Annotated in this window: 22 protein-coding genes, 1 tRNA gene and 1 pseudogene; 13 read left to right on the forward strand and 11 right to left on the reverse strand. The window is 65.5% G+C overall.

The window, feature by feature from the left end:
• Positions 1–18: 18 nt before the first annotated feature.
• Entirely contained in the window at positions 19–4,197 is a 4,179-nt protein-coding gene (locus NDI56_RS08085; protein ID WP_310918952.1) for a PAS domain S-box protein, read from the reverse strand.
• Positions 4,198–4,437: 240 nt separating this feature from the next.
• On the opposite strand from NDI56_RS08085, the gene NDI56_RS08090 reads away from it, so the two are divergent.
• The gene (locus tag NDI56_RS08090; protein WP_310918953.1) at positions 4,438–4,743 is read left to right on the forward strand and encodes a DUF7344 domain-containing protein; all 306 of its coding nucleotides are present in this window, start codon (positions 4,438–4,440) and stop codon (positions 4,741–4,743) included.
• Positions 4,744–5,003: 260 nt separating this feature from the next.
• Positions 5,004–6,305, forward strand: a complete 1,302-nt coding sequence (locus tag NDI56_RS08095) for a carboxylate--amine ligase (RefSeq protein WP_310918954.1) — start codon at positions 5,004–5,006, stop codon at positions 6,303–6,305.
• A 929-nt stretch (positions 6,306–7,234) separates the two neighbouring features.
• Here NDI56_RS08095 and NDI56_RS08100 read toward each other — a convergent pair.
• The 7 genes and pseudogenes from NDI56_RS08100 to NDI56_RS08125 form a co-directional block, all read right to left on the reverse strand.
• The gene (locus NDI56_RS08100; RefSeq protein WP_310918955.1) at positions 7,235–8,293 is read right to left on the reverse strand and encodes a hypothetical protein; all 1,059 of its coding nucleotides are present in this window, start codon (positions 8,291–8,293) and stop codon (positions 7,235–7,237) included.
• A gap of 461 nt (positions 8,294–8,754) precedes the next feature.
• Positions 8,755–8,997: pseudogene (locus NDI56_RS21735) on the reverse strand (replication protein); the annotation flags it as partial.
• A 209-nt stretch (positions 8,998–9,206) separates the two neighbouring features.
• Positions 9,207–9,277, reverse strand: a tRNA-Pro gene (locus tag NDI56_RS08105).
• 55 nt (positions 9,278–9,332) lie between these two features.
• Positions 9,333–10,223 (reverse strand): RNA-guided pseudouridylation complex pseudouridine synthase subunit Cbf5, encoded by an 891-nt coding sequence (locus NDI56_RS08110; protein ID WP_310919627.1) that lies wholly within the window; start codon positions 10,221–10,223, stop codon positions 9,333–9,335.
• Positions 10,220–10,798, reverse strand: a complete 579-nt coding sequence (gene cmk, locus NDI56_RS08115) for a (d)CMP kinase (RefSeq protein ID WP_310918956.1) — start codon at positions 10,796–10,798, stop codon at positions 10,220–10,222. The genes NDI56_RS08110 and cmk overlap by 4 nt, the downstream gene beginning before the upstream one ends.
• Positions 10,799–11,054: 256 nt before the next feature.
• Positions 11,055–11,945 carry a DUF106 domain-containing protein gene (locus NDI56_RS08120; protein WP_310918957.1) on the reverse strand — a complete coding sequence of 297 codons (891 nt, stop codon included), beginning with the start codon at positions 11,943–11,945 and terminating at the stop codon, positions 11,055–11,057.
• 33 nt (positions 11,946–11,978) lie between these two features.
• Positions 11,979–12,629, reverse strand: a complete 651-nt coding sequence (locus NDI56_RS08125) for an adenylate kinase (protein WP_310918958.1) — start codon at positions 12,627–12,629, stop codon at positions 11,979–11,981.
• 110 nt (positions 12,630–12,739) lie between these two features.
• On the opposite strand from NDI56_RS08125, the gene NDI56_RS08130 reads away from it, so the two are divergent.
• Entirely contained in the window at positions 12,740–13,192 is a 453-nt protein-coding gene (locus NDI56_RS08130) for a peroxiredoxin (protein WP_310918959.1), read from the forward strand.
• Between the two features lie 7 nt (positions 13,193–13,199).
• Here NDI56_RS08130 and NDI56_RS08135 read toward each other — a convergent pair whose 3' ends face one another.
• Positions 13,200–14,045 carry an NAD-dependent epimerase/dehydratase family protein gene (locus tag NDI56_RS08135; RefSeq protein WP_310918960.1) on the reverse strand — a complete coding sequence of 282 codons (846 nt, stop codon included), beginning with the start codon at positions 14,043–14,045 and terminating at the stop codon, positions 13,200–13,202.
• A 65-nt stretch (positions 14,046–14,110) separates the two neighbouring features.
• A complete protein-coding gene (locus NDI56_RS08140; protein ID WP_310918961.1) occupies positions 14,111–14,986 on the reverse strand; it encodes a homoserine kinase in 876 nt (291 codons plus the stop codon).
• 115 nt (positions 14,987–15,101) lie between these two features.
• Between NDI56_RS08140 and NDI56_RS08145 the strand changes: the two genes are divergently transcribed.
• Positions 15,102–17,321, forward strand: a complete 2,220-nt coding sequence (locus tag NDI56_RS08145; RefSeq protein ID WP_310918962.1) for a sensor histidine kinase — start codon at positions 15,102–15,104, stop codon at positions 17,319–17,321.
• Positions 17,322–17,332: 11 nt separating this feature from the next.
• On the forward strand, positions 17,333–18,658 hold the full coding sequence (locus NDI56_RS08150; RefSeq protein WP_310918963.1) for an NAD(P)/FAD-dependent oxidoreductase: 1,326 nt from the start codon (positions 17,333–17,335) through the stop codon (positions 18,656–18,658).
• A gap of 15 nt (positions 18,659–18,673) precedes the next feature.
• On the opposite strand, the gene NDI56_RS08155 is transcribed toward NDI56_RS08150, so the two are convergent.
• A complete protein-coding gene (locus NDI56_RS08155; RefSeq protein WP_310918964.1) occupies positions 18,674–19,267 on the reverse strand; it encodes a DUF6149 family protein in 594 nt (197 codons plus the stop codon).
• A 161-nt stretch (positions 19,268–19,428) separates the two neighbouring features.
• Between NDI56_RS08155 and NDI56_RS08160 the strand changes: the two genes are divergently transcribed.
• The 8 genes from NDI56_RS08160 (at position 19,429) to NDI56_RS08195 (ending at position 26,241) form a co-directional block, all read left to right on the forward strand.
• Positions 19,429–20,679, forward strand: coding sequence for an NAD(P)/FAD-dependent oxidoreductase (locus NDI56_RS08160; RefSeq protein WP_310918965.1), 1,251 nt, complete (start codon positions 19,429–19,431; stop codon positions 20,677–20,679).
• Positions 20,680–20,755: 76 nt separating this feature from the next.
• The gene (locus tag NDI56_RS08165; RefSeq protein WP_310918967.1) at positions 20,756–20,983 is read left to right on the forward strand and encodes a hypothetical protein; all 228 of its coding nucleotides are present in this window, start codon (positions 20,756–20,758) and stop codon (positions 20,981–20,983) included.
• 92 nt (positions 20,984–21,075) lie between these two features.
• Complete coding sequence (locus NDI56_RS08170) at positions 21,076–22,230, forward strand: outer membrane protein assembly factor BamB family protein (RefSeq protein WP_310918968.1); 1,155 nt, start codon at positions 21,076–21,078, stop codon at positions 22,228–22,230.
• Between the two features lie 3 nt (positions 22,231–22,233).
• Positions 22,234–23,511, forward strand: a complete 1,278-nt coding sequence (locus tag NDI56_RS08175) for a PQQ-binding-like beta-propeller repeat protein (RefSeq protein WP_310918969.1) — start codon at positions 22,234–22,236, stop codon at positions 23,509–23,511.
• A 123-nt stretch (positions 23,512–23,634) separates the two neighbouring features.
• Positions 23,635–24,258 carry a histidine phosphatase family protein gene (locus tag NDI56_RS08180; RefSeq protein WP_310918970.1) on the forward strand — a complete coding sequence of 208 codons (624 nt, stop codon included), beginning with the start codon at positions 23,635–23,637 and terminating at the stop codon, positions 24,256–24,258.
• 71 nt (positions 24,259–24,329) lie between these two features.
• Positions 24,330–24,749, forward strand: a complete 420-nt coding sequence (locus NDI56_RS08185; RefSeq protein WP_310918971.1) for a DUF7124 domain-containing protein — start codon at positions 24,330–24,332, stop codon at positions 24,747–24,749.
• 65 nt (positions 24,750–24,814) lie between these two features.
• On the forward strand, positions 24,815–25,645 hold the full coding sequence (locus NDI56_RS08190) for a DUF7847 domain-containing protein (protein ID WP_310918972.1): 831 nt from the start codon (positions 24,815–24,817) through the stop codon (positions 25,643–25,645).
• Between the two features lie 59 nt (positions 25,646–25,704).
• Entirely contained in the window at positions 25,705–26,241 is a 537-nt protein-coding gene (locus NDI56_RS08195) for a DUF5815 family protein (RefSeq protein ID WP_310918973.1), read from the forward strand.
• Positions 26,242–26,415 lie beyond the last annotated feature (174 nt).

The raw sequence follows: 26,415 nt of genomic DNA on the forward strand, positions 1-26,415 counted from the left end.
GCGGGGCGGCCGGGCGGTTCAGTCGCCCGTCGCGAACACCCTGTCGAACACCTTCCGTTCGGCCTTCCGGAGGTGCTGGTGGAAGGTCGGCGGGGCGACGCCGAGGGATTCGGCGACCGTCTCGCCGGAGGCCGCCCGCGGCCACTCGAAAAAGCCCGCGTAGTAGGCCGTCTCCAGAACCGTCAGCTGGCGGTCGGTGAGAGCCCCGGTGAGCGCGTTCCCCTCAGAACCGCTCCGGTCGCGTTTCGTCAGCTGGCGGCGCTTGAGGAGGGTCGCGTCCGGGTACCGGTCCTTCACGGCGTCGATGACCCGCGACACGTCCGCGGTCGGGGAGAGATGGACCGTCAACTGGTAGCTGCCGTCCTCGACGACCGCCGTCTCGACCGAGCCGCCCAGCGACGCGATAGCCGAGAGGATTGGGGGCTCCGAGACCCGGAGCTCGAACCGCTCCCCGTCCTCGCGGAAGCTCACCGTCTCGTAGTACGGGAAGGCCTCTACCATCCGCTCGACGGTGTCGGCGGCGGCCGGACTCGCCCGTCCGAAGAGGACGAACTCCCCCTCGTCGATAGAGACGGTGTGTTCGAGTTCGATAGTGCCCTCGTTTGGCCCCTCCATACCCATCGAGGCGAAGGCGTTCTCCATCTGGAACGACAGCTCGACCACCTCGTCAGAGAGCAGCGCTTGCTTGCGCTCGACGGCGGCGATAGCGTGGCCGACGATCTCGCCGAGCTGTCCGACCATCTCCCGCTCCTCGCCCTCGAACGCCGAGGGGCGTTGGGCGTACACGTTCAACACTCCGTAGGTCGTCCCGTCGTGGACGACGGGTATCGCCGCGGACGACCGGAAGCCGTAGGCCTCGACGTAGTCCCGCCACGGCTCGTACCGGCTGTCGGTAACGAGGTTCCGCGTGGTCTCGACCTCGCCCGTCCGGAAGGCTCTGCCCGTGGGCCCCTCGCTCCGGTCGTCCTCCGGGTCGACCGAGATGGTGATATCGTCGAGATACCCCTCGACGCCGGCTTCCGTCCGGAGGTTCACGGTCTGGCTTTCGGGGTCCGCGTCACCGATCCAGGCGAACATGTACGACTCGGAGTCGGCGAGCAGTTCGCAGACTGACCGCTCGATTTCCTCGCGCGTGGACTGCTCGATGACGGCCTCGGTTATCTCGCGGACGACCCGGTTGAGGCTGTTGAGCGCGGTGAGCTGTTCGCGCTGCCGTTCGAGCTTGCGCTCGCGCTCGACGCGGTCGGTCATATCCCGGGCGACGCCACAGCGCCCGCTGACATCGCGGTAGCTGTACGGGCGGAAGTGGCCCTCGACGGGCACCCGGTCGCCGGACGCGGTCCGGAACTCGAACTCCAGCGTCCCGACCTCACGGTCCCCCTCCGTGACCGCCTGTTCCAGCTCGTTCGCCCGCTCGTTGACCGTCTCGCTGTTGATGAGCGTCGGCCGTTCGCCGAGCAGTTCCTCACGGTCGTAGCCGACGAGCTCACAGAACGCTTCGTTGACGAGCACGAATCGATCGTCCCCGTCGAGCGCGTAGACCCCGTCCGGGACAGTCTCGGTGATAGTCGCGTACAGTTCGAGCTCCTGCTGGCGCTCGATGCGCTCGGTGATGTCCCGAACCACACCGGCACGCCCTTCCCCGCCGTCCACGGCGAACTGGCTGAAACGGCTCTCGACGGTGATGGCGTCTCCGTCTGCCGTGTACAGCTCCTCTTCGAACACCGCCACGTCCCGGTCGTCCCCGGTCTCGCCGCGGGCGAGTTCGCCCCGCTCTTCGAACCCGTCGCCGAAGACGGCAGAGGCGTGTGACCCCAGCAGCTCCGTCCGGTCGAACCGGGTCATCGAGACGAACGCGTCGTTTACCTGCTGGAACCGGTCGTCCTCGTCGAGGACGTAGATACCGTCGGCGACGGTCTCGACGATACGCTCGTATTCTTCGAGTTCCCGCTCGCGCCGCTTGCGGTCGGTCACGTCGCGGAAGTACACCGAGAGGCCGGTCTCGGAGGGGTAGGCCGCCACCTCGAACCAGGTGTCCAGTGGCGCGTAGTACTCCTCGAAGGTCACCGACTCCGTCGATTGGAGCGCCCGCTCGTACTCGGCCTGGAACACCGAGCCCTCGGCCTCGGGGAACTCCTCCCAGATGTTCCGCCCGATGAGTTCGCCGACCGGCCGGTCCAGCAGCCGTGCGGCCTGCTCGTTGACGTGCGTGAACCGCCACATCTCGTCGACGGCCATGAAGGCGTCGTCGATGCGGGCGAACACCTCCCGGAGCTCGTCGTCGAGCTCGTCGCGCTGGCGTTCGAGCTGCTCGGCCTGTTCGACCAGGCGAGTGATATCCGTCACGGCGGCGACGACCCGTGAGAGCTCCCCGTCGTCGGTCACCGGTGTCGCGTCGACCGAGAGCCACCGGGTCGTCCCGTCGTCTCTCCGGCACTGGACCTTCTGGTCGAACACGGGCGCGCCGGTTTCGAACACCTGACCGATGGGGAGTTCCTCGACCGAAAGCGGCTCGTCGTCGGGGTCGAGGAGCGTCAGGTCCCCCACGGTGTAGTCGTCGATGTTCTCGGTGGACAGGCCCACGATATCGGCCAGTCGCCCGTTGGCCCGAACGACGTCGCGGTCGGGGCCGAACTCCGCGAGCCCGATGGGTGCGGTCTCGAACACCCGTTCCAGCAGCTCCCGTTCGCGCTTCAGGCGCTCCTCGGCCTGCCTGTGGCCCAGCAACTCGCCGAGTTCCGCGGCGACCGACGAGACGAGCCTGACCAGCCGCTCGTCGGTCTGTCGGCGCTCCCCCAGCAGGAAGGTGAGCACGGCGACGGTGTCGCCGTCTGCCACGACCGGGACCCCGAGCGAGGACACCAGTCCCGCGTCGAGCGCCGCAGCGAGTCTGGGGTACACCTCCCGGGAGCCGGCTTCGAGGTCGGTCGCCCACTCGTACGTTCCGGACTCGTACACCCGCCCGGGGAGCCCCTCGCCGGGGTCGAACCTGAAGGACTCGGAGAAGTCGGCAAACGACGCGAGGTCGTCCGCGTGGTAGTCGGCCGGCGCGCGCCGCAGCTCCCCCTCGTCGGTTGGCATCCAGGCTTCGGCGTACTCCCAGTCGGTGACCGCACAGATGTCCGCGAGCGCCGCCTGCAGCCCGGCCTCGAACGTCTCGGCCGCCGCGACCGAGCGCGTCGTGTCGTAGAGCAGTTCCCGTTCGGCCTCGGCGTGTTTCCGCTCGGTCATATCGCGGGTGACCTTCGCGTAGCCGTCGAGGTCACCGTCGTCGTCGCGAATCGCCGTGATGGTCACGTTCGCCCAGAAGCGGGAGCCGTCAGCCCGCACCCGCCACCCCTCGTCCTCGACCGACCCCTCGGCCCTGGCCGCGGCGAGGTTCGCCTCGGGGACGCCGGCCGCGCGGTCTTCGTCGGTGTAAAACACCGAGACGTGCTCGCCCAGAATCCCCTCGGCCTCGTAACCCTTGATCCGCTCGGCGCCGGGGTTCCACGTCCGGACACGGCCCTCGGTGTCCAGCGTGAAGATGGCGTACTCCTCGACCGCCTCGACCAGCGACTGCAGCGTCTCGCTGCGTCCCGAACCGGTCGCGGTCTCGCGCTTGCGCTCGGTGATGTCGTCGTAGCGTTCGACGCGGCCGCCCGCGTGGGGGCCCGACTCTATCGGCTCGCTGTGGTGTTCGAGCCACCGCTCCTCGCGGTCGGGCCCGTCGGTGACGTGGCAGTCGAACTGTCCGGGCCCGCCCTCGCCCGCCCCGGTCGCGAGGACGGCCTCGCTGTCGCCGTCCGAGACGACGCCAGCGAGTCGCTCCTCGGCGAGCCAGCGATGGGGCCGTCCGAGGACGGCGTCACGGTCGAGACCGAAGTACCGCTCGGCCGCGTCGTTGACCCACGCGACCTCGCCGTCAGCGTCGACGACGACGAGAGCCGCGTCGACGGCGTCGAGGATATCGGGGGCGAGCGAGCCGCTGTCTCCATCCCGACTACTCGCCGGTGGGCGCCACCAGACCCGGGCACTCGCTCCCACTTTCTTCGTGGCCAGTCGGTCCGCCTCGACGAGGCGCTCCAGACGGGCGTAGGTGGTCCGACGCCCGACGTCGAGTTCCGCCGCGACCTCCGGCGTCGTCAGGGGCGTTCCGTCCGCGTCGAAACGACCGAGCGTCTGACGGAGCCCGTCGGAGAGCGCTATCGTATCCATACAGTGATACTACTCCCGGAGTGTCATTACGTTTCCGCCGATGGAAACCACGTCCGGACAGGGGCCGGAATGACCGAACCGGCCGCGACCCGAACGCCGACGATTTGTCAGCTGAGCTGGGCGTGGTTCGAGTCCGACCGAGCGGCGTGCGGAGCCTAATTTGTTCTAGTACAGACTTAGGCGAACACTCTACGTGAGTACAGACACCGGCACCGGACTGCCGACGAAAGAGGGTCAAACATGAGCAATACTTCAACACACGTTCCCGAGTCACCCGAGAGCATCACGGGGCTCTCCGAAACCGAACAATACCGGCTTCTGTCGGTCGAACGCCGTCGACTCGTCCTCGATATCCTCGAAGGGCAGACGGCCACGACGCTGGACCGGCTCGCCTCGGCGGTCGTCCGACGCGAGCCCGGGCTCGACCCGGCCGACGTGTCCGCCACACAGCGAGTTCGAGTGTCGCTCCACCACAAACATCTCCCCCTGATGGCCGAGCTGGGGGTTCTGGAGTACGACGACGAGGCGAATCGAATCCGACTGTAAGGTCGTCCAAACGCCCCGCCCCGCCGTGTGTTCTGCGTGCTTACTGAACCGGTAGGCGCGGGCACGTGGTCCGGTGTCGCCGCCCGCTCGCAGACGGGACAGAAGCGAGACGGTCAGCCCGCGGGCCGGGCACCACGCCGTCGGACCGTGAACTCACCCGTCAAGACCGAAAGCCGGACAGAGCCGGCGTGGAAACTCCGGCTTTCCTGGTTTACGTCCGTGGTTACAATTCATCGCCTGCACGTGGTCTCTCCGCACCGATGACCGATATCGACCCGAACGCGTGGCGAACGCTCGTACTCGACGCCGACAGTCAGGCCGGCCTCTGTGTGATCCGGTCGCTCGGGAGACGCGGAGTTCCCGTGACCGCGGGCAGCGAATTCGACCACTCCCTCGGCTCGCTGTCGAAGTACTCCGAGAACGACCTGTCACACCCGTCACCCACGGACGCGCCCGAGGCGTTCGTCGACCGGCTGTACGGCGTCCTCGACGAGGACGACTACTTCGCCGTCATCCCGGTCAACGACGCGACGAGCAAAGTGGTCTCACAGGCGAAGGCACGGCTCGAAGCGACGGGAACGATAGTCGGCATCGGGGACTGGGACCAGGAGCAGGCGGTGTACGACAAGGCGCGGACCTTCGAGCTGGCCGAGTCGCTCGATATCCCGATACCCGAGACCCACGCGCCGTCGTCGCTGGCCGAGGTCGAACGACTCGCCGACGACATCGCCTATCCGGTCGTCGTCAAATCGCGGAGCAAGTACGTCCGTGACCTGGCCGGTCGGCTCCAGCTCCACCGCGTCGGCGACGACAGCTACGCCGCCGACCCGGACGAGCTCGTCTCGACCTACAGCGACGTGCTCTCGAAAAACGAGCACCTCGAAGCGTTCCCACCGCTCATCCAGGCGTACGTGCCCGGTGAGACGACCACCACCGTCGGCCTCGCGGACGAGGGCGACCTCCAGGCCTGGTTTCAGGAGCGCCGGCTCAGAACGACGCCGGCCAGTGGTGGGAACTCGACGCTCATCCGCGGCATGCGCGACCCGGCGATGCGCGAACACGCCGCGGAGCTGCTCGACGCGCTGGAGTGGACCGGCCCCGTCCAGGTCGAGTTCATGCGTACCCTCGACGGCGAGTACTACCTCATCGAGGTGAACGGGCGGTACTGGGGGTCGGTCCCCCTCGCCGTCGCCTCCGGCGTCGACGTGCCGTGGCTCCACCTCTGCCAGCTCGCGGGGTACACGCCCACGAGCCCGCCGGTGTACCGGGACGACGTGGTCCAGCAGCGACTGCTGTACGGCGACTTCAAGTGGCTCGCCGAACGCCTCTCCGACGGGCATCCCTCGGCTCTCGCCGAGTTCCTCGCCACCTTCGGTTACGCGACGCCCGTGTTCGCGCGCACCGACGACCCCCTCCCGAGCGCCATGGCCCCGTTCAGGTGGGCGGAACACCGAGCGAGCAAGGTCTACGAGAAAGCGATGGGCGCGTTGTCGTCCCAGTCAGAGGACGCCCCAGAGGAGATGCCAAAGCAGGTCGCGACCGCTCCGGACGAATCGCCGTGAATTACGGGGTCCACGGGTGCCAGTCGAAACGGCCGGCTCGATTCCAGCGAGATGGTCGATGCTGACGGCGGTGTCGAAAACCGTCATCGGGGCCGCTCGAAGGGCTCGGGGGAGTCTTTCAGTCGGTCTCGGGCATCGTCGGCCGTCTCGTCGCTCCAGACGCCCGGATTCTTATTTTCACCGCCGCGGGCGAGACGGTTCAGGAACCTCCGATGTCTTCGTCGCCTCCGACGGTGAAGCAACCGTATTGAATTTAGTGACTTGGGTTTCGCGTTCCAGATTTGGCAGGGCTATCGTTCACTCCAGACAGCAGGAACTCCTGATACACTGAGTTAGCAAGATTCAGCCCGATATAATATTTCACGATAGAAATCCGGATACGCTGGTCAATCTGGGTCCGTGGTCCCAGTGGTGATTCTACCGTGCCACTGGCCGTTACTCTCGGCCTCGGTCGAGCGAGGGGTTAATCCCCGCGGTCGTATCTGCTATCATGGTGGCAGGGCCACGAGAGTCGCGACGGGGCGGTGTTGCAGCACCGAGTCTGTTTCTGGGAACTATTGCAGCAGTCCAGATGACTTCCGTATGATATTTTTACTTTGGGAGTATTAGTACTTTCCAGAGTTATAATAATATTGGGAGTAATAATACTCCGCCCACGCTCATTTGCCAGCGAAAGCCGATATGCGGTGTAATGGCTGGCCGAAAACCCGATGTGACTGATTAAGAGATTATTTCAGTTTTAGCTGACACCTCTGATCTAGTGTTATCTACGAACGAGGTAGCAGAATGCCTCCCGATAAAATCGAATGCGACACAAAAGCGTCTCAAAGAACTTCACTCAGAAGGACAAATTGAAAGTAAGCGAGCAGGACTTAGTTGAGTATGACGGTCAAAAGATTAAAAAGCCTAATACTTAGTGCTAAGCCTATTCAAGAGATATCGGTGTAGCCATTTCTATCAAAGCTTGCAGCATCAGCTGCAGTAGTCATGTCTGGGAATTCTTCGGCAAGAACCGAATAGGTGTAATGATTCATTCTCATTTGTTTAACAAATCCAGCATCCAGATCTTTACGGGATGAGTTAGACTTCACCGTCTGATATTCATTATATAATTTCTCGCAGGCTGGGCAGTGATTTATATCAAGGTTATTATTTTTCAACATCATATCTACTGCTTTAACATAGTGGTCGCTATCTTCAGTTGTGCTAACTGAGTGGGATGAAGAATCATATTGTCGCACACGTTTCGGAATATTCTGGAAAGCAGCATCTGGGATATCATTCGGGAAACGGGGTTCGATTGAGAAGTCACCAACCCCATCAACATTAGCATGCTTGCCCATCACAAGGCCGTAATTATAATTCACTTCACCTCTGGGCTCGAAAACATCGAATACATAAAAATCTTGATTCCCGATTTCTGACTTGATGAAGTCAATATTTGGTCTTACAGCAGTAGAAAGTTGGTCAACGTCAACAACATCAGCAAGAACTGCATCCTGATCACGCAGTTCACTAATGATAGATTTGAGTTCATTTTCTTCTGATGACGTGAATGTGTTAATGGGGATGAATAGTCGAACGCAGATACGGTTAAAATCTGACTGAAGACTCTGGATATATTGCACAAAACCAGAGTATGATATCGGATCAAGGCTACCAGAGATAACTGGTGTATAATCTAGCTTTGAATTTTTGCTAAAGAATTTAACCGGATCGTTGTTATAATCTGAAATAATATCGGATACGTCATCCTTGTGCTTGTTCTCTCTGTCTACAAGGTATCTTGGGAAGTCTACAAACACCTCGTCGAACTCGGACGTATAGTGTGCGATATTATTTAAATCGTCGTTGTGAACGATTTCCAGTAGCGGCTTTACTTTATTTGAGGCTTGCTGGCCGCTTTTTTGGCTCAATTCTTGGCTGAGTTTGTTCAGCGCTTTTTGTTCATTAACGCCATGACGAATTGCAGGTATAAATTGATACACATGCCCTGATATGTAACCCAGACATAAATGCTGTTTGGATATACTTACCTACCAAATGTTATGTGAGTTTTGCCAACACACTCACCTGAGTAAGATTATGAATCCAAGTACTGAAATTATTTAACCGAGACAGTTTATTGTAGGTTGTGGCCTATCCGAAGGGTTCAAATTCGGTGGGTCAAGATGCTCAGCATCATCAATTTCAGCGTACTGGACGCCGTTTCGGTGCATATCGTATAGCGAGACTCATCGACACGACCGACACCCCCGATAAATCACTGGCCTTCTATAGGTTCGACCGGCGCACCGTCAACAATCTGCGAAGAATCGTCAGCCTCAGGGTCAAATCCCGTCTTTTCCACCATCTCCGGTTCGTCATCTGGAATATCTGAATCCGGCCGCTTTTGCTCTATCATCTCGTTCGCGCCGGTACTGAACCGGACCAGCTGCGTCCCGGTGGCCTACACGGCGGCACGGAAAGTCAACTTCTCAGTACTACGTTCGAAAAGGGACTCTCCGTAGGCACCGATGTACTCACCGATGTCCCTCCCAACGTTCGTGATGTCCTCTACGTCCTCCCGGTTGGGTTCGAGGTCGGTGTCGACGGCGTTGATGGAGATCGGGCGCTTGTCGTCGTCCTGGTGGAAGTAGTCGTGGGCGTCTCGATGGGCAATCTCGCACTCTCGCAGGTGGGCGTCAATCGCAGTATGAAAATCGGATCCACTGGCTTAGTTTTGGCGGGGTGGTCACAGTAAGAGCGGAACTAGCAAGCATACGCCGAGCGGACGCGAGGCGTTTCACCGGTCGCGAGCGGAGCGAGCGACCGGCAGTTTTTCCCCATGTTTTTACAAGGAGTGGTGCCCGCAGCGAGCCGAAGGCTCGCGAGGACACCCGACGCCGTAAAAAGTGGTAGTGGGACCGCCGAGATTCGAACTCAGGTCCGACGGACCCCATCCGCCGAGGATACCGCTACCCCACGGTCCCGTGTTTTGGACGACGGGGGTTCGTTAATTAAGGGTGTCGTTTCGGGGGCGCTGTGTCACACCAGCACTCGCTCCGGGTCGGCCACCGTCCCCGACTCGGCGTCGGGGTCGCCGACCAGCGTTCCCAGGGCGACGGCCGACCCGTCGGGGGTGAAGACGGCCACCAGTTCACTCTGTTCCGGTACGGCATCGCCAACCGGGGCCGCTTCAGCACCGATGACGCCGGGCGCGTACACCGGCGCGCCGTCGGCGATGGCTTCGGCGGCGGTCGGGGCGACGACGAGCCGTGGCAGGTGGTCCAGCGCGCGCTCGGCGGGCTGGACGGCCTCGCGCAGGGCGCTCTCCTCGCCCGCCTCCGCGAACGCCAGCGCGTCGACGAGGTCGTGCATCGACACCAGCGAGCGGTCGTCGAACTGGCCGGTGACGGTCCGGCGGAGGTCGCCCATGTGGGCGCCGGTGCCCAGCGCCAGCCCGATGTCGTGACAGAGCTTCCGGATGTACGTGCCCGAGGCACAGCGGACCCGGAGCAGCGCGCGGCGGTCGTCGCGTTCCAGCACGTCCAGCGCGTGAATCCGGCGGGTCCGGAGCTGGCGCTTGACGGCGCTCTTGCGCGGGGGCTTCTGGTAGATGTCGCCCTCGAACGCCGAGACGACCGACTCGAAGTCCGCCGGCGCGCGGTCGTGCAGCTCCAGGACGGCGACGTACTCCTTGACGGCGTGGTCGAAGATGCGCGCGGCGCGGGCGGCGTCGCCCAGCAGGACGGGGAGACAGCCCGTGACCTTGGGGTCCAGAGTCCCGCCGTGGGCGACGCGGTCCTGCGCCGTGGCGTCGCGGACCCACGCGGCGACCTGGTGGGCCGACGGCCCCGGCGGCTTGTCGAGGTTCACGACGCCAAAGGAGAGCAGGGCGTCGCGGTCGCGGTCTTCGGGCGGGGCGCGGAGCATCAGAACTCGTAGCGGATGCCCTCGATGGGGGTCTTGCCCTCGTCGACGTCCGCGTCGTAGGAGTCGACGGCGTGGAGGGCGATACTCAGCGTTCCCTGCTGGTCCCACCGAGCGGTGTTGATAGCGAGGTCGTAGATAGAGAGGTCGTCGAACTCGATGTCGTAGTACTCGGCGTAGCGCTGGGCTTCGCTCTCGCTGCGCTCCTCGGTCTCGGTCCGGGCCTGCTCGAAGGGTTTGTTCTCCCGCTGGGCGATTCGGTCGGCGCGAACCGCGAGCGGCGCGGTGAGCCAGAGCTTGATGTCGGCGTACTCGCCGGCCATCCAGCCCGCCAGCCGCGACTCCAGGACGAGGTCGTCCCGTTCGGCGGCGATGTCGCGCAGCCGTCGGTCGAGGTCGCGGTCTATCTGGGCGTCGTCCTCGGCGGCCTTGTTCAGCTCCAGCGGCGTCATCCCCCGCTCCTCGGCCAGGGAGCGGAAGATGTCACCGCCGGAGACGTGCTCGTAGTCCAGCGCGTCGGCCAGACTCCGGGCGAGTGTGCTCTTCCCGCTGCCCGCGGGACCGGAGACGGTAATCAACATGGTGGTTCTCCGAGGCTACCGATAAAAGGAGTTGTGTCTTGCTGTCGCTGGAGCAGCTGGCGTGTTGGTTTCGCGAGCGTCGGTTCAGGACAGCCAGAAAGTCCCGGGACTGTCGACTCGGGGCCTCGCTGCGCTCCTCGCTCGTCTCACTCGCTGTGGTGCTTGCTTCGTCCGCAGTAGTCGAGCGACTGGGGGCTTTCTGGCTGTTTTCGCGTACGGTGAAGCAGTTAGAACGGAAAGGTAGGTGTCCGCCGTCTCAGCTAGCGGTGGGCGTGGTCTGGACGTTGAGCGCCTTCCGGATGACCTGCGTAAAGGAGAGCGAACACAGGAAGTACCAGACGATCCACGCCTGCATCGGGCCGACGAGCCCCTGGCGCCAGGTCTCGACGTCGCCGAAGAGAGGCAGCGTGATGACCGGCGAGCCGATGCTCAGCCCGGGGCCGAACACCATCCAGTATATCCAGAGGAAGACGGGGATGTTGATGAGCATGATCCACACCATCGGGCGGAACTGCTGTTTGAACATGCCCAGCTGGTCGGTCATGAGCTCCATCTGCTCCTCTTCGATGCGTTCGAGGGCCTCCTCGTCGTCGCGCTCCTTGGCCTCCTTGCGGCGCTCCTTTATCGCCTCCATCTTCGCCTGGTGGTCGCCCATCCCCGACATGTCCATCATGTTGTCCTGGAGAATCGAGGAGGTCGCCCCGGTGAAGACGGCCAGAACGAGGATGAGGACGTAGAAGGGGAGAATCTCCGCCAGCGGGCCGAGCGCGATGTCGATGGTCCCGCCGATAGCGTCCCGGATGGAGTTGATGGAGTAGCCGGCAAACAGGCCGACCGTCCCGAGGGCGGCCAGTTTGTCCCACTGGCTCCACCCCTCGTCGTCGTCCTCTTCGGGCGCGGCGTCGGTGTCTTCGAGCGCCTCGCGCACGGCCTCGGGGTCCTCCACGACGAACCCGTCGCCGTCGGCGTCGACGAGGAGGCCGGACTCGATGAGTCGGCCCCACTCGCCGCTGGTGATATCGTCACTCACGTCGCTCCACGTGACGGTCCCTTTCTCCTCGGCGACGTCGAGGACCTCGCCGAGCGCGTCGGTCATCGCTTCGCCGTCGTCGGCGAGTCGCTCTACCTTCGGCGCGGTTCGTGCCATTGTGCGTGGAAAAGCGGCGGCGACGTATGAACTTTATTCTGTGCGCTCGTCGACCGCCGACCGGATATCGCTCCAGACCTCGTCGGGCGTCTGCTCGCCGTCGATGGCGACGAAGCCGTCGTGGTCCTCGTAGTGGTCGATGACGGGTGCGGTGTTCTCGTCGAAGACGTCGAGTCGGTTGCGGACCGACTCCTCGTTGTCGTCCTCGCGCTGGATGAGCTCGCCGCCACACTGGTCACACACGCCCTCGGTCTCGGGCGGGTTGAACTCGACGTGGTAGTTCGTGCCACAGTCGTCACAGACCCGGCGGCCGGTGAGCCGGTCGACGAGTTCGTCCCGTGAGACGTCGAGCGAGAGGATGACATCGAGGTCGGTCATCCCTTCGAGCTCCTCGGCCTGGTCGAGGTTTCGTGGGTAACCGTCCAGCACGAAGCCGTCGGCGGAGTTCAGCGCCTCGTCGACGATGGCGTTGACGACGGCGTCGGGCACGAGGTCGCCCGCTTCCATGTACTCACGCGGGGTGTCGTACTCGGTGTCCATCTCGCTGATGTCCATGTCCTTGTTCGCCCGGAGCGCGTCGCCGGTCGTGATGTGGGAGACGTCGTACTCGTCGGCGATGTTCGCGCTCTGTGTCCCTTTGCCCGCTCCCGGCGGACCGAGAATCAGGAGTCGTGGGTTCGACATGTTCCCGAGTTCCGCCGGCGAGGTTAAAGGGTTGTCCAAATTCCGCCGGACACGGCAGCGACTCTCACCCCTACCCCAACCGGTAAAACCGCGCCGACCCTGTGCTCGCTATGCTCGAACCCGGCGACCCGGCCCCCGAAATCAGCGCACAGAACCAGTACGGTGAGACGGTCACGCCCGACTTCGCCGAGCCCACGGTCGTCTACTTCTACCCCGAGGACTTCACCGAGGGCTGTACCATCGAGGCACGTGACTTCCAGGAGACGATGCCGAAGTTCCGCGAGGGCGGCATCGCCGTCTACGGCGTCTCGATGGACTCCGTCGAGTCACACGACGAGTTCGCCGAGGAGATGGACGTGCTGTACGACCTGCTGGCCGACCCCGACGGCGAGGTCGGCGAGGCGTTCGGGCTGGACACGAGCAGCGGGCGAGTAGATAGGTACACCTTCGTCTTGGCCGACGGCGAGGTCAAGCGGGTGTACGACCCCGACAGATACGACCCCGAGGGCCACGCCGAAGAGGTGCTGCTAGAGACGCGCAACGAGTTCGTGCAGGGCGGCTGAGCCCGGGTTACGCCGGCGGCCCGTCCCACTCCTCGCCGTTGTCCCGCGGCTCGTAGCCGACGGTCTCGCGGGCGTCGTCGAGGTCGTCCAGCCACCGCCGGTCGTTGGCGCTGACGCCGTAGAAGTGGTCCCACTCGACCGTGTCGTCGTCGAGACAGCGGGCGACGAGCTGCGCGCAGTCCCGGCGTGACTGCCACAGCCCCTTCATGCGAGCCGCCATCTCCTCGTAGGCGTCGCTGCCGCGCTCCCAGCGCCCGGCTTCGACGCCCGCCTCCGCGTCGCCGTAAGGGTGGTCGTACTCGGGCCGGCGGACCGAGCCGATTCGCAGCGCGTAGAAGCGGATATCGTGGGCCTCGGCGGCCAGCCGCCCCAGGTCCTCGCCGTAGCACTTCGTCAGGCCGTAGCGCGAGTCCGGTCGGTGGGGTTCGTCGTGGCCCGCGAGAACCCCCTCGTCCCGGGACCCGTCGGGGTCGTTGTGGTACACCGCGGGCTCGTTGCGGACCTCGACCATCCCGACGGCGTGGTTCGATGAGGCAAACACCAGGCTATCGAGCCGGGCGTCGACGGCCGCCTCGGTGACGTTGTGAATGCCTTCGAGGGTATCCCGCTGGGCACCGGACCACCCCAGCGAGCGGTCCTCGGGGCCGCCGGTCCCCGGTGGCAACGCGAGATGGACCACGGCGTCCTGCCCGTCGAACTGCGGGCGGAGGGCCTCGTAGTCGCGCACGTCCGCGACCACGTCGGTGTGCTCGCCGTCCTCGACGTCCAGCAGCGTCAGGTCGTACTCGTCGCCGAGATGGTCGACGAGTGCGCCGCCGACGACGCCGTTCGCTCCGGTGATGAGAACGTCCATAGGGTGCGTTGGTCGCCGCGCTATTTCGGTGTTGGTGACGGGACTGGCGAGCAGACGGGACGGCGTCAGTAGATCTGGGCACCCCGACCGATACGGCTCTGGTACGCGCGGGCCTCCACGTCGTGCTCGCCGAAGGTGTCGAGCATCGCACTCGCGATGGCGCGCTGTGAGCCCTCGTAACACGCGGCAATCACCGTGGGACCGGCGCCGGAGATCGTCACGCCGGTCGCGCCCGCCGCCAGCGCGGCCTCGCGGACCGACTCGTAGCCGTCGATGAGTTTCGCGCGGGCCGGCGTGACCACGGTGTCGTGCATCCCCTCGCCGACGAGGCCGGGGTCGTCGCGGTGCATGCCGGTGGTGAGCGTGGCGGCGTTGCCCACGGTCTCGACCAGTTGCTCGACGCGGGCGTGTTCCGGGACCACGCGGCGGGCGTCCCGCGTCGAGACGACGATGTCGGGGAGACAGGCGACAAGCGGGATAGAGGCGTCGACCTGCCGGACGCCGGATTCGGTGGCGATGGTGAAGCCACCCAGAATCGACGGGGCGACGTTGTCGTCGTGGGCGTCGCCGGAGACGACGGCCTCGCCCTTGGCCGCGACGGGGACCAGCTCCTCGCGGCTGTAGCCGCGGTCGTACAGCGCGTTGAGGCCGACGGCCGCTGCGGCGGCGCTCGCGGCCGACGACCCCAGTCCCGACGCCGGCCGTACGCCTTTGTCTATCTGGATGTGCGCGGGGGCCGAAAGCGCCTCGGCGACGGCGCCGACGGTGTTTTTCTCCGGGTCCTCCGGGATGAACTGGCTGCCGGCGCCGGTCACCTCGATGGTCGTCCGGTCGGCCTTCGAGACGCGGACGATGTCGGCCGGGCGCTCCAGCGCGACACCGAAGACGTCGAAGCCGCTACCGAGGTTCGCGCTGGTAGCCGGCGCCCGGACAGTTAGCATGCCCTCGAATTTTTGCAGTGTGGTCAAAAAGGTAGCGGGTCGACGCACGCGCTCTCAGGATTGAGAACATGGCCCAAACTGATAAAGAGTAGAGACGGATGCTGGTAGTAGAGGGATGTACGCCGACGTCGTCGTGGTGGTTCTCGCTGGAAGTGCAGCCGGTGCTGTCGTCAGTGGGGTGCTCGCGGCGGGCGCGTGGCGCGACCGGACGGTCCCGGGGACGGTCCCGTTCGCCTGGCTGATGGTCGCCGCCGCCGGCTGGTGTCTGCTGAACATCGCGTGGCTCACGACCTCCGACCCGGCGGTCGCTACGGGCGTGTTCCTGTTTACGCGGCTCACCTCCGGCCTCATCGTCGGACTCTGGGTCGTGTTCGCGCTCGCGTACACGGGCCGGGACAGCTGGCTCACGCCCGCGCGGCTGGCCGGCCTGTTGCTGACGCCGACGCTGTACGCCGTGTTGGCGCTGACGAACCCGCTTCACGGGCTCGTCACGGCGAACGTCGTTTCGGTCACGCGCGCCGGTCTGACGCTGTTCGTTGGCCGGGCCGGACCCGTCTACACGGTCCAGACGGTCTTCGCCGCCGGCCTCGTCGCGGCCGGCTACGTCCTGTTCGGGGAGTTCCTGCTGCGCTCGCGGAACCTCTATCGCAAACAGACGTTCGTCATCCTCACCGCGGGGCTGTTGACCGCCGGCGCCCACGGCCTGTTCGTGCTCGGTGCGACCCCGCATCCCGGCATCGACAGCACGCCGCTGACGTTCGCGCTCAACGGCGCCCTCGTCGGGGTCGCGCTCCTGCGCTACGATTTCGTCTCGGTCACGCCGCTGGCGGGCGACCTGCTCGTCGACGAGCTCCCCGACCCCGTCCTCGCGCTCGACGGCGACGACCGCGTCATCGACTACAACGCGGCCGCGGCGACACTGCTCGGCACCGGGGAGCTCGGCGGACGCCCCGTGGACGAGGCCTGTGACGGCCTGCTCGGCGACATCGAGCGCGACGAGGTGTTCGCCGTCGGCGACCCGCTGTCGTACTACGACCCACAGACCAGCCCCATCACGGACCAGCGCGGCGCGGTCCGGGGCCGGCTGGTCGTCCTCCGGGAGGTCACCGGCCAGCAGCGCCGACAGGACCGGCTGGAGGCGCTGCAGGCGGCGACCCGGCAGTTCATCGAGGCCGACCAGCCGGAGACCGTCTCTGAGCTGACCGTCAGCTTCGCCACGCGGGTGCTCGACCAGAACGCGGCCGCCGTCTTCCTGGCCACCGACGACGGCCGGCTCGAACCGGCCGCGATGAGCGACGTGGTCTCGGAGTCGGTGGCCGAGTCGGTGTTGCAGATCGACCCCGAGCAGACACCGGCGCACAACCTCTGGCGGACCTACGAGAGCGGCGAGCAGCGCGTCGCCGAGTGTGGCGGCTGTGGCGTCCCGATGGAACGCGCGCTGATGGTGCCGATGGGCGACCACGGCGTGCTGGCTATCGCCTCGGCGGACGAGCGCTACGTGAGAGAAGACCGGCAGTACGCCCGGATACTCGCCCACACCACACAGGTGGCCCTCGAACAGCTCGCCCGCCAGCGCGAACTCAGGGAGAGCCGCGCGTCGATACAGCGCCGCAACGAGCAGATAGCGTTCTTCAACGGCGTCCTCAGGCACTCGGTGCGGAACGCGATGCTCGTCGTACAGGGGCGTTCTGACCACCTCAGAACCAGCGTCGGCGAAGACGAACACCACCACATCGACAGCATCACCGACTGGTGTGACCGCCTCACCGAGATGAGCGACGCCATCAGGGATATCAACGAGACGGTGACGGCCAGCGAGAGCGAGCGCCTGGAGGCGGTGTCGCTGTCGGCCGCCGTCCGGGACGCCGTCGAGCGCAGTGTCCCCGACGACAGCGCGGTCGCGGTCGAACTGGCGGTCGCCGACGACTGGGTGCGCGCCAACCACCTCGCCGAGGAAGTGCTCGGCAGCGTCGTCGAAAACGCCGTCGAACACAACACGAGTGCGGAGCCCCGCGTCGAAATCGAAACCCGGCACGCCGGCGACTGGATTCAGGTCCGCGTTGCGGACAACGGCCCCGGCATCAGCGACGAACTGAAGACCACGGTGTTCGAGCGGTCGCTCTCCAACGACCAGACCGCCGGCGGCTTCGGCCTCTACTTCGTCTCCGTGATGATGGACCTCTACGGCGGGAAGGTGTGGTACGAGGACAACGACCCGGAAGGCGCCGTCGCGACACTGGAGTTCCAGCGGGCCGAGCCGCCCGAGCGCGGGGCCGGGACGGCGGCCCGAGCGAACGCGACGACGGAAACACAAAGTAAATCCCACGACGAGTGAAAGCGCACTGTATGATCGGTGTCGTCGGTGGCGGTGTCGCCGGCCTCGCAGCGGCGTATCGGCTCCAGCAGCGCGGACACGACGTCCGCGTCTTCGAGGCGAGCGAGGACCTGGGGGGACTGGCCGCGGTGTACGAGACGGACGGGGACCCTATCGAGAAGTTCTACCACCACCTCTCGAAATCCGAGGAGACCATCGTCGAACTCGCCGAGGAGCTCGGCCTGGGCGGGGACGTCGAGTGGCGAATCGGGGAGAACGCCTACTACGTCGACGGCGTCGTCCACCCGATGGACAAGCCCTGGGAGATTCTCTCCTTTCCCCACTGGAGCCTCTACGATAAGTTCCGGCTGGGCATGCTGACCCTCGACGTCGACGTCCGGGGCGGGATACCGAAGTTCGACACCTACGAGAAACTCGAAGACTTCGAGGACGTCCCCGTCGAGGAGTTCGCCCGCGACCACACCACACAGAACGTCTACGAGACCTTCTTCGAGCCGCTGCTGGACGCGAAGTTCGGCTCCCGGAAAGCCGACGTGAGCGCCGCCTGGCTGCTGGGCCGCATCAAGTTCCGCGGCGAGCGCGACATCCTCAACGGCGAGATACTGGGCTACCTCGACGGCGGTTTCGGCCGCCTGCTCGACGCGCTGGTCGACGCCGTCGGCCGCGAGAACGTCGAGACGGGGACCCGCGTGACCGACATCGAGAGCACGGACGGCGAGGTGACGGGGTTGACCGCCGAACACGAGGGCGAGGACGGCGAGACGGTCACCGAGGCACACGACGTGGACAGCGTCGTCGTCGCGGCGATGCCCGACGTCCTCGAAGATCTGACCGGCTACCCCTGTGAAATCGACTTCCAGGGAACCGTCTGCTCGGTCATCAGCATGGACGAGCCGCTGCTGGACACCTACTGGCTGAACATCGCCGACGAGGCGCCCTTCGGCGCGCTCATCGAACACACGAACTTCGTCGAACGGGAACGCTACGGGGGCGAACACCTGCTGTACGTCGCCCGCTACATCCAGTCGCCCGAGGAGGACGTCTGGCAGCAGGACGACGACGAGGTGCGGGAGACGTGGCTCTCCGGCATCGAGTCGCTGTTCCCCGAGTTCGACCGCGACGCCGTGAACTGGGTCCGGACCTCGCGCAACCCGCGCACGGCACCGGTGTACGAACGCGGCTATCTCGACATGGTCGTCCCCTACGACCTCTCGGAGGACGTGGCCGACGGCGTCTACTACGCCGGGATGGCCTCGGAAGCCCAGTACCCCGAGCGGTCGCTCAACGGCGGTATCGTCGCGGGCTACGAAGTGGCCGACCGCATCCACGAGACGTAACCGCCGAACGGGGCTTCAGTCGGCGGTGTGCTCGTCGTCGACGCCGGGGGCCTCGCCGGGGTCGATATCTTCGGGTTCTTCCTGCCCGCCCACGACGAGTTCGCCGTCCTCGGTCTCGACGTAGGCGTCGTCGGCGAAGCCGCCCTCGGCGTGGGGGTGTTCGGGGTCGTCGAGCTTCTCGGGCGTCGACGGCGCCTCGGCGATGCCGTCGGCCGGCCGGAACGTCCCGAGGGGGTCCTCGATGGTGATACCGTGGCGTCCGAAGAACGCCTCGTAGCGCTCGTGGTGTTCGGTGAGCTCGTCGGCCGGGAACTCCATCATCTCCGTCCAGCCGTGGTTGTAGAAGTCGAAGTTGGCCTGCACGTGGGTTATCTCGCGGGCTTTGGCCTCCGGGAAGCCGGCCTCCAGCGCGGCGACGTACGTGTCCATCGTCGCGTCGAAGAAGTCGTCCAGATGGTCCCGGCGCTCGTCGGCCCGCTCCGGGTCGGCCTTCCCGGCGAAGATGTCCGTGTGCATCCCGACCAGGCGGTCGTTGACCTTCTCCCCGACCACCGGCAGCGTCAGTGCCTGCTTCGCGGCGAAATGTTTGACGTTCTGGCGGAGTTTCATCGATGCAGCGTTGGGAACGGAGCTTCTTGAAAGGCTCGACGGGTCGGGACGGGAGACGGACGCAGTCTGGCTCTCAGGGGCGCCGAGTCCACTGCTAGCCGGTATCGCAAACGATAGCGAGATAGCAATCCACATTAGGCGTCGTGCCGAAGCGTCCGAACATGAGCACGTCGCACGTGATTATCGGGGACGGTATCGCGGGAGCGTCCGCAGCGGAGACTATTCGGGAAGCGGACCCTGACGCATCAGTGACCGTCATCACCGACGAGGGAGAGGCCCTCTACAACCGGATTCTCATCAAGGAGTTCGCGAAGGGGAAACTGCCCGAGGCCCCCATCTCCATCCACGAGCCCGAGTGGTACGACGAGCGCGACATCGACCTCCAGCTCAACACCCACGTCACCGATGTCGAGCCCGTCGCCCACGAGATTCACACGCACGAAGGCGAGACCTACGAGTACGACAAGCTGCTCGTCGCCACCGGCGGGACGCCTGCACAGCTCCCCGTCGAGAACAGCGACGCCGACGGCGTCCACCACTTCTGGACGTTTCAGGACGCTCGGGGCATCCGCGAGCACGCAGAGGAGTCCGACCAGGGCATCATCGTCGGCGCGGGGCTGCTGGGTATCGACCTCGCCGCCGTCTGTGCGGCCCAGGGCATCGACGCCAAGTACCTGATGCGGGGGGACCGCTGGTGGCGCTACGCGCTGTCGGCCGACGGCGCGGAGATAATCCACGAGGCCCTGCGCGAGAACGGCGTCGAACCCGTCTTCGACTCCGGCGTCGACCGCTTCGAGGTCGACGACGACGGCCACGTCTCGGGGGCCGTGGACCCCAACGGCGAGCAGTTCGACGGCCAGTGGGCCGGCGTCGCCATCGGGCTGAACTTCAACACGGAGTTCCTCGACGGCGCGGGCATCGAGGAGGACGACGGCATCGTCGTCGACGAGTACATGCAGACCAGCGTCGAGGACATCTACGCCGCGGGCGACATCACCCAGTTCTACGACACCATCCTCAACTCGCGCGCCCAGAACGGCGCGTGGGGCTCGGCCAAGGAGCAGGGGTCGGTCGCCGGGCGGAACATGGTCGCCGACGACGAGGCAAAGGAGTTCCGCTGGGTCTCCTCGTACTCCATCACCCACTTCGACTTCCCCTTCCTCTCCTTTGGCCACCCTGCCCGGGGCGACGACGAGGCGGAACGGAAGTACTCCGACAGCGAGTGGCGCCGACTCGCCTTCGAGAACGGCCAGCTCATCGGCGGCGTGCTAATCGGCGACCTCTCCCAGCAGTCCAAGTTCAAGAAGCTCATCCGCGAGGAGCGCAAGGTCGCAGACCAGAAAGAGCTCCTGCTGGCGAAAGACGTCGACCTCGAAGAAGTGAAGGCCAACACGGCCGCGCCCGCCGAATAACCGCTTCTCGCCGCTTTTTGTCTCGGCTGTTCGATTGTGGGGCAGTTTTTTGTGCATCCGGGCACAAATAGCGCACGTGATTGGGCGACTGTTCCAGCGGTTCCTGAACGCGGTGTCCGGGGACAGCGACGAGGACAGAAGCGACGGGAGCGGTGACGACAGCGTGTTCGCCGGCTCGTTGCTGGACTGGTCGATCAACTACGGCCACGGCCCGGACGGCGGCCGCGGGGAGGCCGCCCGCGAGATGGCCCAGATACAGGAGAAAGCCGAGCTGCTGGACGAACAGGACCACTACCGACGGTAATCGCGGTCTGCTGGCGGCACCACAGCAGCGAACCTCGTTTCACCCCGTAACATCGGTACCTTTATCGGTAAAGTTTGATTTAACGGCTATTTATGGTGAAAGAATCTCGGCGCCGCGAGATACTGTCGGTGCTCGGGGCGGTGGGGGCCAGCGCGCTCGCAGGGTGTGGAACCCCGTCCGACGGGGAAACGAACTCACAGGACTCGGGTACTGCGGGGCCCTGGCCGATGTACTCGGTCGACGCGGCCAACGTCGGGAGCCTGCCGGACCAGTCCGGCCCGAGGGAGAACATCACGACCCAGTGGTCGTTCCGGACCAACGACGAGGTGTATTCCTCGCCGGCGGTAGCCGATGGCACCGTCTACGTCGGGAGTTCCGACAAGACCGTGTACGCGATAGATGCCGAGAGCGGTACGGAAACGTGGGCGTTCGATACCGACGGAGTGGTGTACTCCTCGCCGGCTGTCGTCGGCGGGACAGTGTACGTAGGCTGTCACGACACCAAGCTGTACGCGATAGACGCCGAGAGCGGCGAACAGGAGTGGGTGTTCTCGGAGCCCGGTAACAACCTCTGGACGCCCGCCGTAGCGAACGGGACGGTGTATGTCGGTAGCTGGGACAACAACCTGTACGCGGTCGACAGCGAGAGCGGGGAGCAGGAGTGGCTGTTCGAGACGGGCGGCGTCATCCAGGCGTCACCGGCGGTCGCCGACGGCACCGTCTACGTCGGCAGCGACGACGACACCGTGTACGCCCTCGACGCCGAGAGCGGCACGGAGCAGTGGACGTTACAAACAGGCGGCTTCGTCCAGTCCGCACCAGCGGTCGTCGACGGCACCGTCTACGTCGGGAGTCACGACGACACCGTGTACGCCATCGACGCCGAGAGCGGCGAGGAGCAGTGGCGCTACGAGATGCTGGGCTCACTCAACTCCTCGCCGGCAGTGGCCGACGGCAGGGTCTACCTCGGCAACATCGACGGGTTCGTCTACGCCGTCGACGCAGCGACCGGCGAGGAACAGTGGAAGTATCGGACTGACGGCTACGTCTCTACGCCTGCAGTCGTCGGCGACACTGTCTACGCGGGAAGCCGGGACAACAGCGTCTACGGACTCGACGCCGAGAGCGGCGAGGTGCTGTGGACCTTCGAGACCGGCAGTCGGGTCGAGTCCTCGCCGGCGGTGGCCGACGGCACCGTTTACGTCGGCAGTGACGACCAGTCGGTGTACGCACTGACCGAGGAATAACGAATGGCACGTCAGGACCATCTCTGCATGAAGGATACGAAACAGCAGCTCGGTTCCCAGTCGAACAGTGCGTCGAACAGCAGCCGCCGGGCCTTCGTCGCGGCACTCGCAACGGGCGCGACGGCCGGACTCGCCGGATGTGGCGGTAGCGGTGACGGTGGCAGTCCCGAGCAGACCGGCGAAAGCGCCGGAAGCGGCCCGCAACTCGACCAGCACGTGCGATTCTATCGCGGGGACACCGCCCGAACGGGTGCGTTCCCGGACCGAACCGGCCCCGACAGTGCCGTCTCGGAATCCTGGTCGGTCTCACTCGACATCCCACGGGGTGCTCGAATCAGAGGCCACCCATTTGCGGCAGGGGGGTCGGTGTTCGTCGTGTCGAGAAAGACGCTCCACGCGATAGATCCGTTCGACCAGTCGGTCCGGTGGCGGGTCGCCGACGGGAGCTTCAGGGGTAGCCTCGCCGTCGTCGACGGGAGCCTGTACGCGCCGACACGGGGGAGCGAGGTCCGCGTCTACGACACGGCGACCGGTGAGAAACAGTGGCAGTACGAAACCAGGGACAAGGTCCAGAACGCGCCGGCGGTCCGCGACGGGACTCTGTATCACGCCAGTTACTCCGTCGGCGGCCAGGGCAAACTGGCAGCGATCGACGTCGAGACCGAGCGGGAGGAGTGGGAGACCGAGTACAACTACGGCGGTGGAGTGACACCCGCCCTCACCGACGAGCGGGTGTTCTACGTGGGTGACAACGCCAGAATCGTCGCCGCGACGCTCGACGGGGAATCCGACTGGGAGTTCCTCGGCACGTACGAGAAGAAAGCGGTTTCAGTCGGTGGAGGTGGCGTCTACTTCGTCCGCGACCGACAGGGCGGCCGCGGATACCTCGACGAACAGGACGCCAGCGTCGTCGCACTGGACGCCGATGAGGGGAACAAGCGGTGGCGGTTCGACACGGGCAACGAGGAGATAGCGGGCGCTCCGGCCGTCGGTAGCGACGCGGTGTACGCCGCGAGCGGGAACAGCGTCTACCGAATCGACAGCGAGACCGGCGAGAGCGACTGGACGGCCACGTTGTCCGGCGGCGTACGGACGACCCCGATGCTGTACGGGGAGACGCTGTACGTTACGAGCGGTGGGGAGGCGCTCGTCGCACTGAACAAGGCCGACGGGTCCGAGCGGTGGCGTACCGAAGCGCCCACCGTCGGCTCGCACGAACCCGTCCTCGTCGACGGAACCGTGTACCTGGCTGCCGGCGACGCCCTTAGAGCGTACAGCTGAGTTCCTGGACTGTTCGTGAGCGATTCGTGAAGCGCACTGCTACGGCCGGCGGGCAGCCAGGCCGGCGACCCGCGATGCTGGCTGGCCCACTTTGATTTTCCCGCGCTTCGATAGCGGACAGACATGGCAGACACTGTCTGGGTCGTCCGTCACGGCCAGCGCCGGGACAGCGTCGACCCCGAGTGGGAGCACCACGCCGACCGCGTCCACGACCCGCCGCTGACCGAGCTGGGCCGATGGGCGGCGTGGCGGACCGGCCGCTACTTCGTCGAGTCGGTCGTCACGTTCGACGCCGTCTACGCCTCGCCGTTCCTCCGCACGGCGGAGACGGCCGAGGAGATCTGCCGCGAGACCGGGAACGTGGCCCTGCTGGAGCCCGGACTGGGCGAGCACCGCAACGCCGAGTGGTTCGAGACCGACCCCGAGACCGTCCCGAACGAGCGGCTGGCCGAGTGGTTCGACCCGATCGAACTCGACCACGACCCCCACGTCGTCCCGGAGTTCCCCGAGAGCCACAGCGAGGCCATGGAGCGGGCCGGGCGGGCCGCGCAGTCGCTCGTCGCCGACACCGACGGGACGGTGTTGTTCGTCGGCCACGGGTTGAGCGTCGGGGGCGTCGTCCACGGGCTCGTCGGGTCGGCCGACGAGGTCGAGGCGCCGCTGTGTGGGCTAACGCTGCTTGAACGCGACGGCGAGGAGTGGGTGCTGGAGTTCTCCGGGGAGACGAGCCATCTAGACGACGAGTGACCGCCGGGGCAGTGCCGGCGACCCCGAACGGGAACGACGCCCTTTTTTCGGCTGACAGCGGAGTATGCTGTATGGATGGCGGCAGCGGCGACATGACACTCGCGTTCGACCTCGGAGCGCTCAAGGAGCTGGCCTACCCGGACAGCGTGTTCACCGACGCACGCCAGTGGTCCGAGTACGTCGGCGTCATCTCCGAACAGCCGACCTACGTGGTGACCAACTTCACGCGAAAGCACCGCATCAGGCAGGACTTCTTCTCGGGGCCACGCGGGCGCGAGGAGAGTCTGGAGAACGTCAAAGAGCAGTTCGACACCGACCGACACGTCTTCGTCGGCAGCGGCGAGGCCGACGCGGCGCTCGCCGAGGCGACCGGCTGGGAGTTCCTCCCGGTCGCCGACGCCGCCGAGGCGGCCGACTGGGAACTGGGCGAGCCCCAGGCCCCCGAGGCGACGGCAAACGAGGACGCGGACGCGCGCGACGACTGGCCCTGAGCTGACCGGACAACGCGCCGGCCGGAGCGGGGACATTTATTACACAGTGTCGTGGAAACGAAGCTATGTCCCTGGATGTCGGGACGGCCCTCCGCAGTGGTATCGACGACCTGACCAGCGAGACCGGGGTGCTGGTCGGTGCAGTGTTTCTCCTCTACAACCTCGGCGCGGTCGTTGTCAACGAGAGCCTCACCGCGGAGCTGTTCGCGCTGCTGTACGAGCGGGGCGTCTACACGGAAGCCGAGCGGGCGGCGATAGAGTCGGTCAGCGGCGGGACGCCGTTCGCGCTCGGCGTCGGCCTCTCGCTGACCGTCGCACTGGTCGTCGTCGTCACGCTGCTGGGCGAACTCGTCCGCTACTGGGCGATACGCCTGTTTGCCGGGCCCGACGAGACGGCGACCGCCTCGTTCGGCGACAGAGCCGTGATGGCGGTCCTCCTCGGCGGTGGTGTCGCGGTGACCGTGCTGGTCTTCCAGTCGGTCCTCCCAATCGCGGGCCAGCTGGGCGGCGTGGCGACGACGCTCGTCGGCTCGATAGCCGGACCCGTCGTCGGGCTCGTTTTACTGACCGTCTTCGTCTATCTCCGCCAGGAGATCGCGCTGAACGACGGCGGGTACGGCGAGACGCTTCGCAACAGCTTCGCCCGGTTCATGGACGACCCCGCCTCGATTATCGTCCTGCTGCTGGTGCTCGGCCTGTTCGGCCTCGTCGGGAGCCTCCCGGGGTTCGTCACGGGGCTGGTCGGCGGCTCGTCCGCAGTCGGCGGCCTCCCCCTGTCCGTCGTCTCGCGGCTCCTTTCGGCGGTTCTGGGCACCGTGTTCCAGACGCTCGGCATCGCTGTGGTCACGGACGCCTACCTGCAGGTCAGGACCAGCGCGCGCGAGTCGGCGGCCTGAGCCTGCCACGGCACTGGCGTATCGCGGGCTTTAACCACGCCAGCGGCCTAGCGGTACCAATGGCAGAACCGCGCGTGCCCGGCGGGCGCGAGTCCGAGCTCGAACTCGCCTGCGGCGAGGTCATCGACACCCACGACGACCTCCACATGGGAATCCGGCAGTTCGACTGCGCGTGCGGGTCGACCCACGCCGTCGTGGTGGGCGCCCACCCGCTGGCCCGTTTCGTCCCCGAGTTTCTGGAGGAAATCCTCGTCGAGACCATCGAACCGGCCGACGACCACGAGGAGTTCACGATGGCCCACCTCATGGGCGTCGTCATCGAGGAGTTCCCCGAGAAGGTCGCGTTCGCCGACGCCAGCGAGGACGGCGCCGTCGGCTTTTCGATGGCCTGGGTGACCGATTTCGACGCCCGGCGCCTCCACGAAATCGTCGTCGAACTCATCGTCGAACTGATGGAACACGCCGTCTCCCACGCCGAGGACGACGAGATGGCCGCGGAGTTCGAGTCCCAGATGCTGGAGTTCGACATCGGCGTGTTCGTCGACCAGTACCGCGCCCAGAGAAACTTCGAGGACGAGCACGACTCGGCGGTCTGATAGGAATCGTCGTCGAGGCCACGGGACGCGCCGAGCCGGTCGGAACTAATCTACAGCGGTCCAGCTCCGTGAGACGAGTTCGCTGTGACGGGAACTGCGTGCCGGATGCAGCGGGTGAAATCGGCCGAGACGAGGGCGTGTGTGCACGAGCGCCCGAATCGGGCGGCGTCCGCA

It is taken from the genome of Halomicroarcula saliterrae (assembly GCF_031624395.1).
Lineage (GTDB): Archaea > Halobacteriota > Halobacteria > Halobacteriales > Haloarculaceae > Haloarcula > Haloarcula saliterrae.